This window comes from Curvibacter sp. APW13, assembly GCF_032337135.1.
Classification (GTDB): Bacteria; Pseudomonadota; Gammaproteobacteria; order Burkholderiales; family Burkholderiaceae_C; genus Allorhodoferax.
In genome coordinates, this window is the sequence record NZ_JAVXZZ010000002.1 from 185966 (window position 1) to 201125 (window position 15160).

Consider the following 15160-nt stretch of genomic DNA (forward strand, 5'->3'; position numbering starts at 1 on the left):
GTAAGCAGCTATGAATTACATAGCGACGGCCGTGCCCTGCACCCACACCCCCTGCACCTGCAGGGCAGCATCGAGCTGCACCACGTCGGCCCAGGCGCCGGCCTGCAGGCGGCCGCGGTCGGTAAGGCCCAGGTGGTCGGCGGCGTAGGTGGAAACGCGCCGCGAGGCGTCGGCCAGGTCCAGACCCAGGGTGTCCACCAGGTTGCGCAGGGCTTGGTCCATGCTCAGCACCGAACCAGCCAGGGTGCCGTCGGCCAGGCGCACGCCCCCCATGCATTTGGTCACGGTGTGGCGGCCCAGCTTGTAGTCACCGTCGGGCATGCCCGCAGCCGCGGTGGAGTCGGTCACGCAGTAGAGCTTGGGGATAGCCCGCAGCGCGGTGCGGATGGCGCCGGGGTGCACGTGCAGCAGGTCCGGAATCAATTCGGAAAACTCAGCGTGCGCCAGCGCCGCTCCCACCATGCCGGGCTCGCGGTGGTGCAGTGGCGACATGGCGTTGAACAGGTGGGTGAAACCCGTGGCGCCGCAGCGCAGCGCGGCCACGCCTTGCTCGTAGCTGCCGGTGGTGTGCCCGAGTTGCACCTTGAAGCCTTCCCGCACCAGTTCGGCAATCAGTGCGTCGTTGCCACCCACTTCGGGCGCCAGGGTGATGAGGCGGATCGGTGCCAGGGCGTTCAGGCGGTGAATTTCAGCGAGGCTGGCGGGGCGGGCAAACGGGGGTTGTGCGCCCAACCGTGCTTCGCTGATGTAGGGGCCTTCCAGATGCACGCCCAGCACGCGGGCCGCGTTGGGGGCGGGGGCCGCACACAGCGGGGCCAGGGCGGCAAAGGCGGCATCCAGGTCGACCTGTGGCGCCGTCATGGTGGTGGCCAGCAAGGACGTGGTGCCGTGCTTCGCATGCAGGTGGGCCACGTGCCAGGCGGCTTCACCGCCCTCCATGATGTCGTGCCCGGCGCCGCCGTGCACATGCAGGTCGATGAAGCCGGGCAGCAGCAAGGGCTGGCCATTGTCACGCGCCGCCTGCGCTGACAGCGGCGCGCCCGTCACGCCCGCAATGCGCCCGTCGGCACCGAAGTGCAGGCTGCCTTGGATGAAACCTGCGGGGGTGAGAATGTTTCCGTGCAAGGGCGTCATGGGGTGCTCTGGAGTTCGGCCACGAAGTGGTAGTAGTCGCTGCGGCAGTACGACTGGGTGAATTCGATCGGGCGCCCCTGGGCGTCCTGCGCGGTGCGCTGCACCCACAGCAGGGCTGCGCCGGGCGCCACGCCCAGTTGCTTTGCCATCGTGTCGTCGGCGTTGATGGCGCGCACCGTCTGGCGGGCCCGCACCGGTGTGTTGCCGTGGGCAGCGAGGTGGCGGTAGAGCGAGCCTTCGAGTGACTGTGGCTGTGCGAGCAGTGCCAGCGGCAGCACGCTGTACTCCAGCGCCATCGGAATGCCGTCTGCCAGGCGCAGGCGCTCCAGCCGGGCCACGCGCTCGCCACGCCCCAGGCCCAGAGCCTCGCGCTCGGTGGCGGAGGCATTGGCAATGGTTCGGGTGATCCAGCGGCTCGACGGCGTGTAGCCGCGCTGGCGCAGCTCTTCGGAAAAGCTGGCCAGTTTGCTGCTGGCCTGCTCCAGGCGCGGGGCGACGAAGTTACCCGCACCATGGCGGCGCAGCACCAGACCCTGGTCCACCAGTGCGTCAATGGCCTTGCGGGCTGTCACGCGCGACACCCCCAGCGCTTCGCTCAGGGTCCGCTCCGAGGGGAGCGCCTGGTCGTTGGCGTAGTTGCCGGCGCGGATGTCGGCCGCCAACTGCCGTGCCAGCTGTTGGTACAGCGGCGTGGCGTCTTCCAGCGGTTGCAAGGGGGGTGGCATGCATTGAATAATACCACTTTAATACCAGTGGTCTGGGCAGTGTGCTGCCCGCTCGGCAGCGTGCCCGGCGTGTCGCCCCTCAGCTGCCGAGTTCGATGCGCTGTTGCACCGCAACCCCGGTCGGTGCCGCGTAGTCTGCCACCACAAAGGCGCGGGTAGGGTGGTCGGCGCAGTCGGCCAGCACCTCACGCAGCACGCGGCAGGCCCCAGCGTCGAGCGCGGCGAAGGGCATGTCCAGCAGGGTCAGTGCCGCACCGCTGGCCAGGGCCGCGGCCGTCAGGGCTTTGCGCCGCGAGCCGGTGGAGAGCATGTACATCGGCTTTGCCCGGTGCTCCTGCAGGCCCAGCGCTTGCGCCAGGTCTTCCAGTAGCTCAGCGTTCCAGCGCGCAAAGCGTATGGATTGTTCGGCCCACAGGTCATTCACCACCGTCTGCTCCCACGCCGTATTGGCCGGGTCGAACCAGGCGACATCCTGGCGGTAGGCCGCTGGGGCCTGGTGCAGGTCGTGGCCACAGAGCACGGCCTGGCCCACGTGCGCCGGAAACTCTCCGGCCAGCAGCCGCAGCAGCGTGGTCTTGCCTGTGCCCTCATCGCCCAGTACCAGGTGGACGCCGGGGGGCAGCTCCAGCGCAGGCAGGGCAAACAGGGGCCGTCCGTCGGGGCTGCGGCCCTGCAGGGCTTGGGCGTGGTAGAGGGCGGAGGACATGAAGGCCAATCGGGAGTTGCTATTGAAAACGTAGCTGTCTACGCAATGTCTACGAGGGCTATGGCTTATTTTGGCTGTGCATCGGGGCGCGTCGAGTGTTCCAGTACCCCAAGCCAGCGCAGCGCCTGTTCGCGGCTGTCGCCACACATTTCGGGCGAAGGCAGCAGCCCGCCGCACACGGCCGGGCGCTCGGGTTGGCCGAAGATTTTGCAGCGGTGGTCGTCGCTGAGCTGCACACAGCGCACCCCGGCGGGCTTGCCGTTTGGCATGCCGGGAATGGGGCTGGAAATGCTGGGGGCGATGCAGCAGGCCCCGCAGTCAGGGCGGCAGGCCAGCGGCGCGGGGCTGGGGCTCACTACTGGAACAGGCCCTTGATGGCCTTGCCCGCCTTGTCCAGCGCTTCGCCGGTGGATTTCATCAGCTTGTCAAAACTCACCGCGCCGGTAAGCTTGCCCTTGACGGCGGCGATGATCTCTTGCGTCAACTCGGCCGAGGTGGCACCGCCCTTGGCCTTGCCCAGGTCGCGCAGGTGAATGTCGGGCAGCGACACGGCCATGGTCTTGCCGTCCATGAAGGCAGCGCTGGCCTGGGTCTTGATGTCCTTGATGATGAACTCGTTGATGATGAACTTCTTTTCCTTCTCGCCCGCTTTGGGTTTCTCCTGCGGCCCCAGGTACTGGGCGACGTTCTTCTGCAGGGCGTCGAAGTTGGTCATGCCGTCGCCCTTTTCGTAGATCACATCCGGGGCCAGGATGGCGATCTTCTTGATGACGATGACGTCCTTGGCCAACGAGGCGATGTCCACTTCAAGCTCAACCACTTCGGCCTTGAGCGCGTGGTCGGTCTTGAATCCCTTGGGGTTGCCTACAAACAGGCCGCGCAGTTCACCGCGCCCGTCGGTGGTCTGGATCATGACGCTGTCCACCTTCACACTGGCCTGCGTCATGGCGCTGCCGTAGTCGTGGATGGCCTGGGCCACCAGGCCGTCGAGGTTGCCCTTGAGCCAGTAGACGCCGACGCCAGTGGCAGCAAGGACGAGGGCGATGAGCAGGTAGATCACTTTTTTCATGGGCTTTCATCCAACAGGGAAGTGGCAATGGTAGCCAATACGCCCCCGGTGCAAAATGGCGGGCCGAGTTACCACCGAAGGAAGCCACATGGGTACGCTGCATTCGCTGTTTCAGTTCAAGGCCTGGGCCAACCGCGCCCTGTTCGCCCGCCTGCAGGAGGTGGATGCCGACACCCATGCCGAAGCCCTGCACGCCATGGTGCGCATGCTCAACCACATCTACGTGGTGGACCGCATCTTCCGCGCCCACCTGCTGGGCGAGCCGCATGGCTACACCGGCACCAACACCGAGGACACCCCCACGCTGGACGAACTGCAGTTCAACGTGGCCGAGACCGATGCCTGGTACCTGGACCATGCACAGCAGCTCAGCGAAGGGCAGCTGGGCGACTCGCTGGCCTTCACCTTCACCGACGGCGACGCCGGCTGCATGAGCCGCGAGGAGATGCTGCTGCACGTCATCACCCACGGTAGCTACCACCGCGGCAATGTGGGCCAGATGCTCAAGGGCATCGGCATGGCCCCGCCACGCGACCTCTATACCAAGTTCCTGCACGAAGTCGAGCCGCAACGGCGCAGTACGGCGGCGTGGTGAGGTTCACGGCACGGCCCAGGGTGCGCTGTACGAATTCGCTGGTCGGTTCCAGGAAAGGCGCGTAGACTGGGGCGCGGTCTATTGTTCTCCTGCATTTCCGAAAGCGCCCCGCCTATACATGTTGTCTGATTCCGAAAAAATAATTTACGACAAGCTGAACGCGCTTGAATTGGAGGTCGGCAGCTTGCGGGATGGCTACCTGATCGTGAACAAGCGCTACACCCAGACCTTGCATGCCATCAAGTCATTGACGGCGAGTAGCCTGGAGGCGGCGCTGCGCGCCGCCACTGCCGCTGAAAAATCTGCCTTGGCCTGCCGCAATGCCACGGCTGCTGCCATTGCTGCCGCCGCCGTGGAAGTGGTCGAAGCGACCCAGAGTGCGGCCGAGGCTGCCGGACACGCGGCACTGGCCGCTGCGGAAGCCGCCGCCGCAGCGTCAGCCGCTGCGTCGGCCGCAGCCACCGCGGCCGCGGTGCAGGCCGAAGAAACTGCGGCCCAGGCCGCCGCCGAGGCGGCCAGGGCAACGGAGCGTGCGACGGCTGCGGCTGCCCAGGCCTCCCAGATGTCCGCCGAGGCAGCGCGCGTGGCCATTGGAATCAACAAGCGGTAGGACCCGCCATGAACCCTTCGGCTTTGCTTGTTTCCACCAACAGGGCTGAAAAAGGGGCGGGGTACGCCAGCCGCATTGCTGCGCTGGAAGATGCGATCGACCGCCTGTACGAGAGCGTGCCCTTCGGCACCCATTGTGTCGCCGCTGACGGGACCTATTCGCGCATCAATGCACTGGAGCTCGCGTGGCTGGGGCGCCAGCGCCATGAGCTCATTGGCAAGCACAAACCCACCGACTTCCTGACGCCCGCAAGCCAGGAACTGGTGCGCCGCCATGTGGAAAACGGTGGGCGCAGCGGCTTCGTGGATCTGGAGCTCGAACTCATGGGGGCGGACGGCGAGGTGCGGCCGATCGCGATGACGTCGAACTGGTTGGTCGACCCGGCAGGCGCACCCGCAGAGCATCGGGCGATTCTGTTTGACTTGACCGAAACCCGGCGTGCCCGCGAGCAGTCTCGCCTGGCCGCCCTGGCGTTTGATGCCCTGACCGGAATTTGTGTGACCGATGCCCAGGGCGTGGTGCTGCAGGTGAACAAGGCCTTTACCGAAATAACGGGTTTCTTGCCCGAGGATGTGCGCGGCAAGAACATGCATATTCTCAATTCGGGAAAGCATGAGCCCGATTTCTACCGCGACATGTGGGCCAGCATCAGCCAAAAAGGCTTCTGGCAAGGTGAGATCTACAACCGGCGCAAGGACGGCAAGGTCATTGCCGAGTGGCTCAGCATCTCGACGGTGAAGGGGGCGGACGGTGCTGCACAGCATTACGTGGGCAGCTTCTTCGACATCACACGCAGCAAGGCCGACCAGGCCGAAGTCAGCCACTTGGCCTTCTACGACCCGCTGACCCAACTGCCCAATCGGCGCCTGCTGCAGGACCGCTTGGCGCATGCCCTGCAACTCGCGTTGCGCAGCGGCCTCAAGGGTGCGCTGCTCTACATCGATATCGATAACTTCAAGACCATCAACGACACCCGTGGGCATGCGGCCGGTGACCTGGTGCTGCTGGCCGTGGCGCAGCGCCTGCGTGCAAGCGTGCGCGAGTGCGACACCGTGGCGCGCATCGGCGGCGATGAGTTCGTGGTGCTGCTCGACGGGTTGGATCGTTCGGATGAGGTGTCCGCCGCGCGCGCCAGCCAAGTCGGCCAAACCATTCTGGAGGTTTTGTCGCGCCCCTACCTCTGCGGTGACTTTGAATTTGCCTGCAGTGCCAGTATTGGTGTGAGCATGTTCGGTGAAGGCGATGTGGCGGGCGAGTTGCTGCAGCACGCCGATATGGCGATGTACCAGGCCAAGAAAGCCGGGCGCAATGCGCTGCGGTTCTTCAACCCGGCCATGCAGTCCGTGGTGATGGCGCGTGTTGCACTCGATCAGGACCTGCGTCGCGCCATCGAAAAGCAGCAGTTTGTGCTGTATTTCCAGCCACAGGTGAATGCGCAGGGTCGCGTCATCGGGGCCGAGGCCTTGTTGCGCTGGATGCACCCGGAGCGGGGAATGGTGCCGCCAGGCGAGTTCATTCCCATGGCCGAAGAGACCGCCGCCATCCTGCCCATCGGCCAATGGGTATTGGAAGCCGCCTGCGCCCAACTCCAGCGTTGGCAAAGCCGGCCCGCTACGGCTGTGCTTCAGTTGGCGGTGAACGTCAGCCCGCGGCAGTTTGCCGAGGCTGAGTTCGTGGATCGGGTACTTGAAGTCGTGGAACGCTTCGGGGTCGCCGCACACCTGCTCAAACTGGAAATCACCGAAAGCATGGTGCTCGATCTGGAAGACACCAGCGAGAAGATTCGTGCCCTCAGTGCGCGTGGGGTGCGCTTTTCCATGGATGACTTCGGTACCGGGTACTCGTCCCTGCTGGGTCTGACGCGCCTGCCGCTTGCCCAGCTCAAGATCGATCAATCATTTGTGCAATCGATGGGGGAGCGACCCAGCGATGCCATCGTGGTGCAGACGGTGATCAACATGGCCTTGAGCCTGGAGCTGGAGGTCATTGCGGAAGGGGTAGAAACCGAGGAGCAGCGCGATTTTCTGGCACGGCACGGTTGCCACCTGTTCCAAGGCTACCTGTACAGCCGCCCCGTGCCGATTGCGGAGTTTGAAGCGTATCTGGCTGGGCATTGAGGCTGTTGCCTGCGCAGGGTCTGGATGCTCAGGCATCGGCCCAGCACCGGTTGCTGTGCGCTACCGGCACGGCGCAACCCGTTTTTCCCACGTAACGCTTTTCAGCCTGCCATTTCCATGGTCACCGCCACCCCACCCAGCACCGCATTGCCCGACAAGGGGTCGCGCAGCGCCGGGTCGAGCAGGGCGTTGATGTTGCTGCCGGGGCGCTCGGCGGCCACCGACAGGCGGGCGCCGGATGCGTCGTGGCCCCAGCCGTGCGGCAGGCTCACCACGCCGGGCATCATCTCGTCGCTGATGTGCACTTGGGCCTGCACGCTGCGAGCGCCGTTGCGCAAGGTCACGGTGGCACCGTCGGTCACGCCGTGGCGCTTCGCATCGGCGGGGTGGACCAGTGCGGTGCAGCGGTAGGGGCCCTTGGCCAGGGTGGGCAGGTTGTGCATCCAGCTGTTGTTGGTGCGCACGTCACGGCGGCCGATGATGACCAAATCTGGCTGTAGCCCGCGTATATCCTTCGCAGCCCGCTGCAAATATTGTAGCAACTGGGGCGCGGCCAGTTCCACCTTGCCGCTGGGGGTACGCAGCATTTCGGGAATGCGCGGTTGCAGTTCGCCCAGGTCCACACCACCGGTGGGGGCAGCGGCAAGCACTTTTTTCAGGTTCAGGCCGTCGGGCTGTCGGCCGAACATGTCGCCGTAGGGGCCGGTGCGCAGGGCAGCGTCCAGTGCCCGTTGCGGGCCGCGCAGGCCCTTCATGGCGGCCACCACGGCCGGGGCTTGCGGCCCGGCCAGGCGCTGGGCATCCTGCTCGAAGGCTTCGTCGTCCAGCAGGTCCGGGTCGGCCTGTGCGCCCTTGCCTTGCACGATGGCCGCCAGCTTGAGCAGCGTTTGCCACTCGTAGGGCTGGTCGGCCGGCTTGTCGAAGATGGGGAGGCTAGCCCGCGCATGGTTGCGCCACGAGAGCTGGGGGAAGGCCACGTCGTAGTGGAAGTCTTCCAGCGGCGACAGGCCGGGCAGGATCACGTCGGCATGGCGCGTGGTTTCGTTGAGGTAGATGTCCAGGCTCAGCATGAACTCCAGCGAGTCCAGCGCCTGGGCCAGGCGTGGGCCGTCGGGGCTGGAGAGCACGGGGTTGGTGGCCACGGTGATGAGCGCACGCACCTGGCCGGCGCCGGGGGTTTCAATCTCTTCCGCCAGGCAGCCCAGCGGCAGCTCGCCATAGACCTCAGGCGCGCCGCTCACGCGGGCGTGGTGGCGGCCGGTGGTGACGCCTTTGCCGATGCCGGGTTTGCCCTGGGTGTTGCTCGCAAACGCTGCCGACTTGGCAAACAGCATGCCACCCACCTGGTCCATGTGGCCTGTAAGCGTGTTGATGACGTCCACCAGCCAGCTCGCCAGCGTGCCGTACTCCTGCGTGCAGGTGCCGATGCGTGCGTACAGTGCCGCGCGCTCGGCTCCGGCCAGCTTGCGCGCCAGGGTGCGGATGGTGTCGGCGTCCACCCCGCAGCGCGGGGCGCACAGCTCGGGGCTGAAAGGCTGCACGGCGGCGCGTACCTCGTCCACACCGTTTACCCATTCCGCCACGCTGCCGAGCTTCACCAGGTTCTCGGCAAACAGGGTGTGCACCATGGCGGCGAGCAGGAACACGTCGGAGTTGGGGCGGATGAAGTGGTGTGTGTCGGCCAGTGCGGCGGTCTCGGTGCGGCGCGGGTCGATGACGATGAGCTCACCGCCGCGTGCCCGCAGCGCCTTGGCCTTGCCGCGAAAGTCGGGCACGGTCCACATGCTGCCGTTGCTCACCACCGGGTTGGCACCCAGCACCACCAGCAGGTCGGTGCGGTCGATGTCGGGCAGGGCCACCGAGAGCCAGTGGCCAAACATCAGCCCGCTGGCGAGCTGCTTGGGCATCTGGTCCAGCGTGGAGGCGGAAAACACGTTCTTGCTGCCCAGTGCACGCGCCAGCTTGCCGAAGTAGGTGAGCAGGCCGATCTTGTGGGCCGAGGGGTTGCCCACGGTGATGCCCACGCTGTCGCGCCCGTGGGCGGCCAGCAGGGGCGGCAGGCGGCGTTCCACTTCGGCAAAGGCCTCTTCCCAGCTGGCTTCCACGTGTACGCCGTTGCGTTTGATGAGCGGCTTGCGCAGGCGGTCCGGGTCTTCGTGCAGGTCTTTCAGGGCCACCCCCTTGGGGCAGATGTAGCCGCGGCTCAGCACGTCGGCCTCGTGCCCGCGGATGCTGACGACCTGGCCGCCATCGACCTTGATTTCGAGCCCGCAGCAGGCTTCGCACAGGGGGCAGATGCGGTGGTGGGTGGTGGCGCTCATGGGGCAGGGTCTCCGTCGGAATCGTGGTTGTGTCGCCATTACAGCGCCGGTGTGGGGGCTTGTCGATAACGCGGGTGACACGCCGGGGTCGGGGTTTTCCCCTGCCTTGCGATTTGCTGGCAAGCGGGTGCAAATGCGCCTTCGCATGCGCGACAATCAGCGCCCTATGCAAAACAGGATCACGATCGTTGGTGGTGGTATCGGTGGCATGGCCACAGCGCTGGCGCTGGCGCGTGCAGGTCAGCGGTCGCTGCTGCTGGAGCGCGCTTCGGCCTTTTCGGAGGTGGGTGCTGGCATCCAACTGGGGCCCAATGTCGTCCGGCTGCTGCGGGACTGGGGCTTGATGGAGCGACTCAAGGCGGTCGCACATTTTCCGCAAGTGCTGCGCGCGCGCCATGCCTTGTCAGGTGCCGTGCTGGGCGAGAAGCCACTCGGGAGTGATACCGAGCGACGCTACGGCGCGCCCTACGCCACCATTGCGCGGGCCGACATGCATGGCCTGCTGGTGGCCGGGGTATCGCAGGCTGGCAGCACCGAAATGCGTCTGGGGCAGGAGGTGACCTCGGTCACGCAGGACGAGCGGGCAGTGCACTTGCAGGTGCGCCACCCCGATGCCGACCACACCCAGATGGTCGATACCAAGGTACTGGTGGGGGCCGATGGCGTGTGGAGCCGCGTGCGGGCGAATGTGATGCGCAGCGGCGGGCCGCGACAGACCGGGCATCTGGCCTACCGGGCCATGGTGCCCATGGACTCCTTGCCGTTGAACCTGCGACCGGACGGCGTCACGGCCTGGCTGGGGCCGGACTTCCATGTGGTGCAGTACCCCGTACGTGCGGGCGAATGGCTCAATGTGGTCGCCATCGTGCACGGCGATCCCCCGGGTGAGCTGAGCGATTGGGACCACAGTGCCAATGCAACCGATCTCCAGCTGATGCTGGGGCAGGCGCACCCGGCGCTGCGCGACCTGATCTACGCCATTCCCCAGTGGCGGCTGTGGGCCCTGTGCGACCGGCCGCCGATGCGCGGACCCGAGGAACATGGCCTCGGACGCGTAGTCCTGGTGGGCGATGCCGCGCACCCCATGCGGCCTTACCTGGCCCAGGGGGCGTGCATGGCCATCGAGGATGCCCATGCGCTTGCGCGCCACCTGTCCGACCGGCGCCATGCCCATGTGCACCAGGCGCTCGCGGCATTCTCCAAGGAACGCTGGCCACGCAATGCCCGGGTACAGGCGCGCTCGATCCGCAATGGCGAGATCTACCATGCCAAGGGCGTGGTTCAGATGGCGCGCGACATCGCCCTGCGCGTCGCTGCGCCACGCCTGATGGACGTGCCCTGGCTCTACCGCAGCACCTGAGTCACGGCAGGCGCGCCTGGCGCAATCTAGAGCTTGCGCCGTTCGAGCTTGCTCTCTTCGTAGAAGCGCTTCTTCTGCACGTACATGTGCTGGTCGGCCAGCTGGATGCAGGACTCCACGTCGCTGGCCTGGCTGCAGGTGGCCATGCCGATCGACAGGCTGAGCTTCTGCCCCGGATAGAACTGGTTGTTCAGATCCAGCACGGATTCGATGCGATCCCTGAGGGCTTGTGCCGTGCGCTCGTCGCAGCCGGGCAGCAGGGCGATGAATTCATCGCCACCGACGCGTGCGATGCAGCCGGGCGAGTCGGCGCCGGCCTTCTGCAGCACTTCGCCGGCCCGGCGCAGCAGGGCGTCGCCCGCCGTATGGCCCTGGGTGTCGTTCACGAGCTTGAGGCCGTTGAGGTCCATGGCCAGCACGCTCAATGGCCACGGGCCCTTGCGGCTGATGCGGTTGAGTTCCTCGACATAGTAGGCGCGGTTGCGCAGCTTGGTCAGGGCGTCGTGCTTGCCCAGGTATTCGAGGTAGGCTTCGGCCTTCTTGCGCGCGGTGATGTCCACCAGCGACACCAGCACCATGTCCCAGCGTTCCTCGTGCCCAGGCATGACAGCGAACTGCAGGTGGATGTTGATGCGCTCCCCAGTGAGTGAGTAGTTGACCACTTCTCGCACCTGGTGCAGCTTGCCGGCCCACAGGTCCATCAGCTGTTCGGCAAAGGAGTCGTGCATTTCACCGCGGAAGATCACATCGAGCTTGCCCAGCAATTCGTCCGTGCTCTGGGCCGAGAACATGCTCAGCGTCTGCTGGTTCACCTCCCGTACCACGATCTTCTCCATGCACCGGTCTACAAACTCCGAATGCACGTTGAGGAAGGTGCGGAAGTCGTCGATGCCGGAGTGGCGCACCTCGTCCATCAGCTCCTTGACGCCGCTGAAGTCTTCCACCCACAGCGACACCGGCGAGAACGCGAACAGGTTGCGCGCGTGGCGTTCGCTGAACTCCAGCTGCTGGCGGGCCTGCACCTGGGGCGTGACATCCTGCAGCGACACCATGACGCGCTCCCAGCTATCTTCGAAGCCTTCGAGCACGCGCAGGTGCATGCGCACATCCATACGCCGACCGTCCAGGGCGTAGTTCACTGTCAGCGCGGACACATCCAGCACACCGTTCCACAGCTGGGTCAGCTCGTATGCCATGCGTTCGAACATGTCGCCCCGGAACACTTCGTTCAGTCGGGACAGAAGCTGTTCCTGGCTGTCGGCGGCGAACACGCGCAGGGTCTCCCGGTTGACCTTGATGACATGGAAGCAGCGGGCGCACTCTTCGGCCAAATGCGGATTGGCCTGCAGCAGCAGCCCCAGATCGGTCACACCTTCGGCGCGCCAGCGATCGAACAGGGCCTTGAGCGCGCTGTAGTCTTCGAGCCAGAGTGAAATGGGGGCGGACTCGAACAGCCTTTCGTAGTCGGTGGTGAGGTTCATGGCGACGTTCCTGGCAGTGTTGTGCGCACAGTGTAACGGCGCCCTCCGCGATCGCACCGCTGCGTATGCATGCGTCAGCGCTTCGATGGAATGGGGCTGTCGCGGGCAATGCCCCAGTCCGATGTACCGGTCTTGGGCGGCTCGCTGTCGAACTGGGCGGCCCATTGCAGCAGTGCGCCGGTTCCCCACACGATCACGATCAGGCCGATCAGCAGTTTCAGCAGCGTCAGCCACCAGGGGGGGTCTTTCTTTTCGGGCATGGCAATCGTTGCAGGTCGGTTCAAGCGGCTTGCGCTTCGGGTTAGTTCAGTTATCGACGCTTTGCGGGCATTTTCAAGCGCCCTGTGCTGGCAAGGGTGGCATGCCATGGTGCGCACGGGCGCGCGCGCAGGCCTCGCTGCCTTCCGTGAATTCGCGGCAAGGGGAGGGGCGCTGCGTGTAGATGGCGCAGTCGACCGCCTGTCCCACCGTGCCGCCGAGGGCAATGCAGCGGATCGGCACGCTGTCGGTGCCACGCATGCGGGCTGTCGCTCCCTTGATCTCCATTGTCAGATGGGCCGGCACGGTGCCCCCCATGTCGTCGAGCTCGTAGACCGCAAAGTCCACGCGGAAGCAGGCGCAGCAGGCCCCGCACTGGGTGCAGGCACTCATGGGCGCGGCAAGGCTCAGGCCTGGCGACCGAGGAGCAGGTACTCCATGAGTGCCTTTTGCACATGCATCCGGTTCTCCGCCTCGTCCCAGACCACGCTCTGCGGGCCGTCGATGACTTCGGCTTCCACTTCCTCGCCGCGGTGGGCCGGCAGGCAGTGCATGAACAGGGCGTCGGGGGCCGCGACGGCCATCATCTTGCGGTCCACGCACCAGGCTGCGAAGGCCTTGCGGCGCACTTCGTTTTCGGCCTCGTAGCCCATGCTGGTCCAGACGTCGGTGGTCACGAGGTCGGCGCCGCGGCAGGCTTCCAGCGGGTCGCTATAGGTTTTGTAGCTGTATGCGCCCGATCCTTGCGGGGCAGCGGCTGTTTTCTCGTTTACTTCGTAGCCGCTGGGGGTGCTCACGCGCAGGTGGAAGCCCAGCAGTGCCGCGGCTTGAAGCCAGGTGTTGGCCATGTTGTTGCCGTCGCCCACCCAGGCCACGGTCTTGCCCTGGATCGGGCCGCGGTGCTCGATGTAGGTGAAGATGTCAGCCAGGATCTGGCAGGGGTGGAACTCGTTGGTCAGGCCGTTGATGACGGGCACCCGGCTGTGTGCCGCAAAGCGCTCGATCTTGGTCTGCTCGAAGGTGCGGATCATCACGATGTCGGTCATGCGGCTGATGACGCGGGCACTGTCTTCGATCGGTTCGGCGCGACCCAACTGGCTGTCGCCCGTGGTCAGATGCACCACGCTGCCGCCCAACTGGTACATCCCGGCTTCGAAGCTCACGCGGGTGCGGGTGCTGGCTTTCTCGAAGATCATGGCCAGGGTCCGGTCCACCAGCGGCTGGTGGCGTTCGAAGCGCTTGAACTTGGCCTTGATGAAGGCCACGCGTGCCAGCAGGTAGTCGTACTCATCGCGGTTCAGGTCGCTGAACTGCAGGTAATGGCGCACGGGTGGCGCACCTTGGGGCAGGGTGCTGGGAATGCCTTGGCTAATGGGGTCGCGGTGGGCGGTGGGGCTCATGCGTTTTCCTTCAGGAACTGGGAAATTAGGGGGCACAGCTTGGCGACGATCTCGTCGGCCTCGGCGCGGGTCAGGGTCAGCGATGGCACCATGCGCACCACGGTGTCGGCGGTCACGCTGATGAGCAGGCCGGCGTCCAGCGCGCGCTGCACCAGCACGCCGCAGGGCTTGGACAGTTCAATGCCGAGCATCAGGCCCTGGCCGCGGATTTCCTTCACACCACCGGCGGCGATGTCGACCGCGAGCGTCCTGGCCAGAGCGTCTTTCAGGTGTTGCCCCACGGTGGCGGCATTGGCCAGCAGCCCTTCGGTCTCCATGATGCGGATGGTCTCGACCCCGGCGCGCATGGCCAGCGGGTTGCCACCGAAGGTGCTGCCATGGTTGCCGGGGGCAAAGATGTTGGCGGCCTTGGGGCCGGTCACGACCGCACCCACCGGCACGCCCGAGCCCAGGCCCTTGGCCAGCGGCATCACGTCGGGCTGGATGCCGGCCCACTGGTGGGCAAACCACTTGCCGGTGCGGCCCATGCCACACTGCACCTCGTCGATCATCATGAGCCAGTCGCGCTCATCGCAGAGCTTGCGCACGTCACGCAGGTAGTCCATGTGCATGGGGTTGACGCCGCCTTCGCCCTGGATGGCTTCGAAGAACACGGCAATCACGTTGGGGTTGTTGGCCGTGGCGGCCTTCAGCTGCTCGATGTTGTTGATGGGCACGCGGATGAAGCCCTCCACCAGCGGGCCGAAGCCGGCCTGCACCTTGGGGTTGGCGGTGGCGCTCAGGGTGGCGATGGAGCGGCCATGGAAAGCCTTTTCGTACACCACGATCTCTGGGCGCTCTATGCCCTTGTCGTGGCCGAACTTGCGCGCCAGCTTGAGCGCGGCTTCGTTGGCTTCGAGCCCGGTCGAGCAGAAGAACACGTTGGTCATGCCCGAGCGCTCTACCAGCAGCTTGGCCAACTCTTCCTGCAGCGGCACGTGGTAGTAGTTGGAGGTGTGAATCAGCTTGGTCACCTGGTCCTGCAGCGCAGCCACCAACTGGGGATGGTTGTGGCCCACGGTGTTGACGGCAATGCCGCCCAAGGCGTCCAGGTACTCGCGGCCAGCGGTGTCCCACACACGGCATCCTCGTCCATGGGACAGGGCGATGGGCAAGCGCCCATAGGTGTTCATCACGTGGGGCGAAGAGGGCGCGGTGGCGGTCATGCAGGGATCTCCGGGTAGCTCCAAACAAACGAAATGGCCCAACGTGGAAGTCGGGCCGTTGAAACGTGATTTTAGGGCGTTGTGCGTATCGTGATCGGGTGGCGCAAGTACGGCCCAGCGGACCCATCGACGTTCGGGTTATTGTGTCAAGTCTGCGCAAGGTGACAGGGTAAAATCCA

Annotated in this window: 15 protein-coding genes; 4 read left to right on the forward strand and 11 right to left on the reverse strand. The window is 65.6% G+C overall.

The window, feature by feature from the left end; translation table 11 throughout:
• Nucleotides 1–15: 15 nt before the first annotated feature.
• The 5 genes from nagA to RQP54_RS09230 all read right to left on the reverse strand — a co-directional run bounded on the left by nagA (nucleotide 16) and on the right by RQP54_RS09230 (nucleotide 3634).
• Nucleotides 16–1134 (reverse strand): N-acetylglucosamine-6-phosphate deacetylase, encoded by a 1119-nt coding sequence (gene nagA, locus RQP54_RS09210; protein WP_315677954.1) that lies wholly within the window; start codon nucleotides 1132–1134, stop codon nucleotides 16–18.
• Complete coding sequence (locus RQP54_RS09215; RefSeq protein WP_315677955.1) at nucleotides 1131–1859, reverse strand: GntR family transcriptional regulator; 729 nt, start codon at nucleotides 1857–1859, stop codon at nucleotides 1131–1133. Before RQP54_RS09215 ends, nagA begins: the two co-directional genes overlap by 4 nt.
• A 79-nt stretch (nucleotides 1860–1938) precedes the next feature.
• Nucleotides 1939–2565 carry an ATP-binding cassette domain-containing protein gene (locus tag RQP54_RS09220; RefSeq protein WP_315677957.1) on the reverse strand — a complete coding sequence of 209 codons (627 nt, stop codon included), beginning with the start codon at nucleotides 2563–2565 and terminating at the stop codon, nucleotides 1939–1941.
• A gap of 65 nt (nucleotides 2566–2630) precedes the next feature.
• Entirely contained in the window at nucleotides 2631–2921 is a 291-nt protein-coding gene (locus RQP54_RS09225; protein ID WP_315677958.1) for a YkgJ family cysteine cluster protein, read from the reverse strand.
• Entirely contained in the window at nucleotides 2921–3634 is a 714-nt protein-coding gene (locus tag RQP54_RS09230; protein WP_315677959.1) for a hypothetical protein, read from the reverse strand. The genes RQP54_RS09225 and RQP54_RS09230 overlap by 1 nt, the downstream gene beginning before the upstream one ends.
• Before the next feature lie 88 nt (nucleotides 3635–3722).
• On the opposite strand from RQP54_RS09230, the gene RQP54_RS09235 reads away from it, so the two are divergent.
• From RQP54_RS09235 to RQP54_RS09245, 3 genes are all read left to right on the forward strand, one after another.
• Nucleotides 3723–4229 carry a DinB family protein gene (locus RQP54_RS09235; RefSeq protein ID WP_315677960.1) on the forward strand — a complete coding sequence of 169 codons (507 nt, stop codon included), beginning with the start codon at nucleotides 3723–3725 and terminating at the stop codon, nucleotides 4227–4229.
• A gap of 118 nt (nucleotides 4230–4347) precedes the next feature.
• Nucleotides 4348–4839, forward strand: a complete 492-nt coding sequence (locus tag RQP54_RS09240; protein WP_315677962.1) for a hypothetical protein — start codon at nucleotides 4348–4350, stop codon at nucleotides 4837–4839.
• An 8-nt stretch (nucleotides 4840–4847) separates the two neighbouring features.
• On the forward strand, nucleotides 4848–6956 hold the full coding sequence (locus RQP54_RS09245) for a putative bifunctional diguanylate cyclase/phosphodiesterase (RefSeq protein WP_315677963.1): 2109 nt from the start codon (nucleotides 4848–4850) through the stop codon (nucleotides 6954–6956).
• Nucleotides 6957–7057: 101 nt separating this feature from the next.
• Here the strand turns inward: RQP54_RS09245 and RQP54_RS09250 are convergent, their stop codons facing one another.
• Nucleotides 7058–9277 carry a molybdopterin-dependent oxidoreductase gene (locus tag RQP54_RS09250; RefSeq protein WP_315677964.1) on the reverse strand — a complete coding sequence of 740 codons (2220 nt, stop codon included), beginning with the start codon at nucleotides 9275–9277 and terminating at the stop codon, nucleotides 7058–7060.
• A 166-nt stretch (nucleotides 9278–9443) separates the two neighbouring features.
• On the opposite strand from RQP54_RS09250, the gene RQP54_RS09255 reads away from it, so the two are divergent.
• The gene (locus tag RQP54_RS09255; protein WP_315677965.1) at nucleotides 9444–10637 is read left to right on the forward strand and encodes an FAD-dependent monooxygenase; all 1194 of its coding nucleotides are present in this window, start codon (nucleotides 9444–9446) and stop codon (nucleotides 10635–10637) included.
• Nucleotides 10638–10663: 26 nt separating this feature from the next.
• Here the strand turns inward: RQP54_RS09255 and RQP54_RS09260 are convergent, their stop codons facing one another.
• The 5 genes from RQP54_RS09260 to RQP54_RS09280 all read right to left on the reverse strand — a co-directional run bounded on the left by RQP54_RS09260 (nucleotide 10664) and on the right by RQP54_RS09280 (nucleotide 14981).
• The gene (locus tag RQP54_RS09260; RefSeq protein WP_315677966.1) at nucleotides 10664–12118 is read right to left on the reverse strand and encodes a sensor domain-containing diguanylate cyclase; all 1455 of its coding nucleotides are present in this window, start codon (nucleotides 12116–12118) and stop codon (nucleotides 10664–10666) included.
• Between the two features lie 74 nt (nucleotides 12119–12192).
• Nucleotides 12193–12378 carry a hypothetical protein gene (locus RQP54_RS09265; RefSeq protein ID WP_315677967.1) on the reverse strand — a complete coding sequence of 62 codons (186 nt, stop codon included), beginning with the start codon at nucleotides 12376–12378 and terminating at the stop codon, nucleotides 12193–12195.
• Nucleotides 12379–12451: 73 nt separating this feature from the next.
• Entirely contained in the window at nucleotides 12452–12769 is a 318-nt protein-coding gene (locus RQP54_RS09270; protein ID WP_315677968.1) for a YkgJ family cysteine cluster protein, read from the reverse strand.
• 14 nt (nucleotides 12770–12783) lie between these two features.
• Nucleotides 12784–13704, reverse strand: a complete 921-nt coding sequence (argF, locus tag RQP54_RS09275; RefSeq protein WP_315678807.1) for an ornithine carbamoyltransferase — start codon at nucleotides 13702–13704, stop codon at nucleotides 12784–12786.
• A gap of 68 nt (nucleotides 13705–13772) precedes the next feature.
• Complete coding sequence (locus RQP54_RS09280; protein ID WP_315677969.1) at nucleotides 13773–14981, reverse strand: aspartate aminotransferase family protein; 1209 nt, start codon at nucleotides 14979–14981, stop codon at nucleotides 13773–13775.
• Nucleotides 14982–15160: the final 179 nt, after the last annotated feature.

Bases quoted from the DNA above. Each gene is read 5' to 3' on its own strand.
- nagA (WP_315677954.1), bottom strand. From the start codon at position 1,134: ATGACGCCCTTGCACGGAAACATTCTCACCCCCGCAGGTTTCATCCAA.
- RQP54_RS09215 (WP_315677955.1), bottom strand. From the start codon at position 1,859: ATGCCACCCCCCTTGCAACCGCTGGAAGACGCCACGCCGCTGTACCAA.
- RQP54_RS09220 (WP_315677957.1), bottom strand. From the start codon at position 2,565: ATGTCCTCCGCCCTCTACCACGCCCAAGCCCTGCAGGGCCGCAGCCCC.
- RQP54_RS09230 (WP_315677959.1), bottom strand. From the start codon at position 3,634: ATGAAAAAAGTGATCTACCTGCTCATCGCCCTCGTCCTTGCTGCCACT.
- RQP54_RS09235 (WP_315677960.1), top strand. From the start codon at position 3,723: ATGGGTACGCTGCATTCGCTGTTTCAGTTCAAGGCCTGGGCCAACCGC.
- RQP54_RS09240 (WP_315677962.1), top strand. From the start codon at position 4,348: ATGTTGTCTGATTCCGAAAAAATAATTTACGACAAGCTGAACGCGCTT.
- RQP54_RS09245 (WP_315677963.1), top strand. From the start codon at position 4,848: ATGAACCCTTCGGCTTTGCTTGTTTCCACCAACAGGGCTGAAAAAGGG.
- RQP54_RS09250 (WP_315677964.1), bottom strand. From the start codon at position 9,277: ATGAGCGCCACCACCCACCACCGCATCTGCCCCCTGTGCGAAGCCTGC.
- RQP54_RS09255 (WP_315677965.1), top strand. From the start codon at position 9,444: ATGCAAAACAGGATCACGATCGTTGGTGGTGGTATCGGTGGCATGGCC.
- RQP54_RS09260 (WP_315677966.1), bottom strand. From the start codon at position 12,118: ATGAACCTCACCACCGACTACGAAAGGCTGTTCGAGTCCGCCCCCATT.
- RQP54_RS09265 (WP_315677967.1), bottom strand. From the start codon at position 12,378: ATGCCCGAAAAGAAAGACCCCCCCTGGTGGCTGACGCTGCTGAAACTG.
- RQP54_RS09270 (WP_315677968.1), bottom strand. From the start codon at position 12,769: ATGAGTGCCTGCACCCAGTGCGGGGCCTGCTGCGCCTGCTTCCGCGTG.
- RQP54_RS09280 (WP_315677969.1), bottom strand. From the start codon at position 14,981: ATGACCGCCACCGCGCCCTCTTCGCCCCACGTGATGAACACCTATGGG.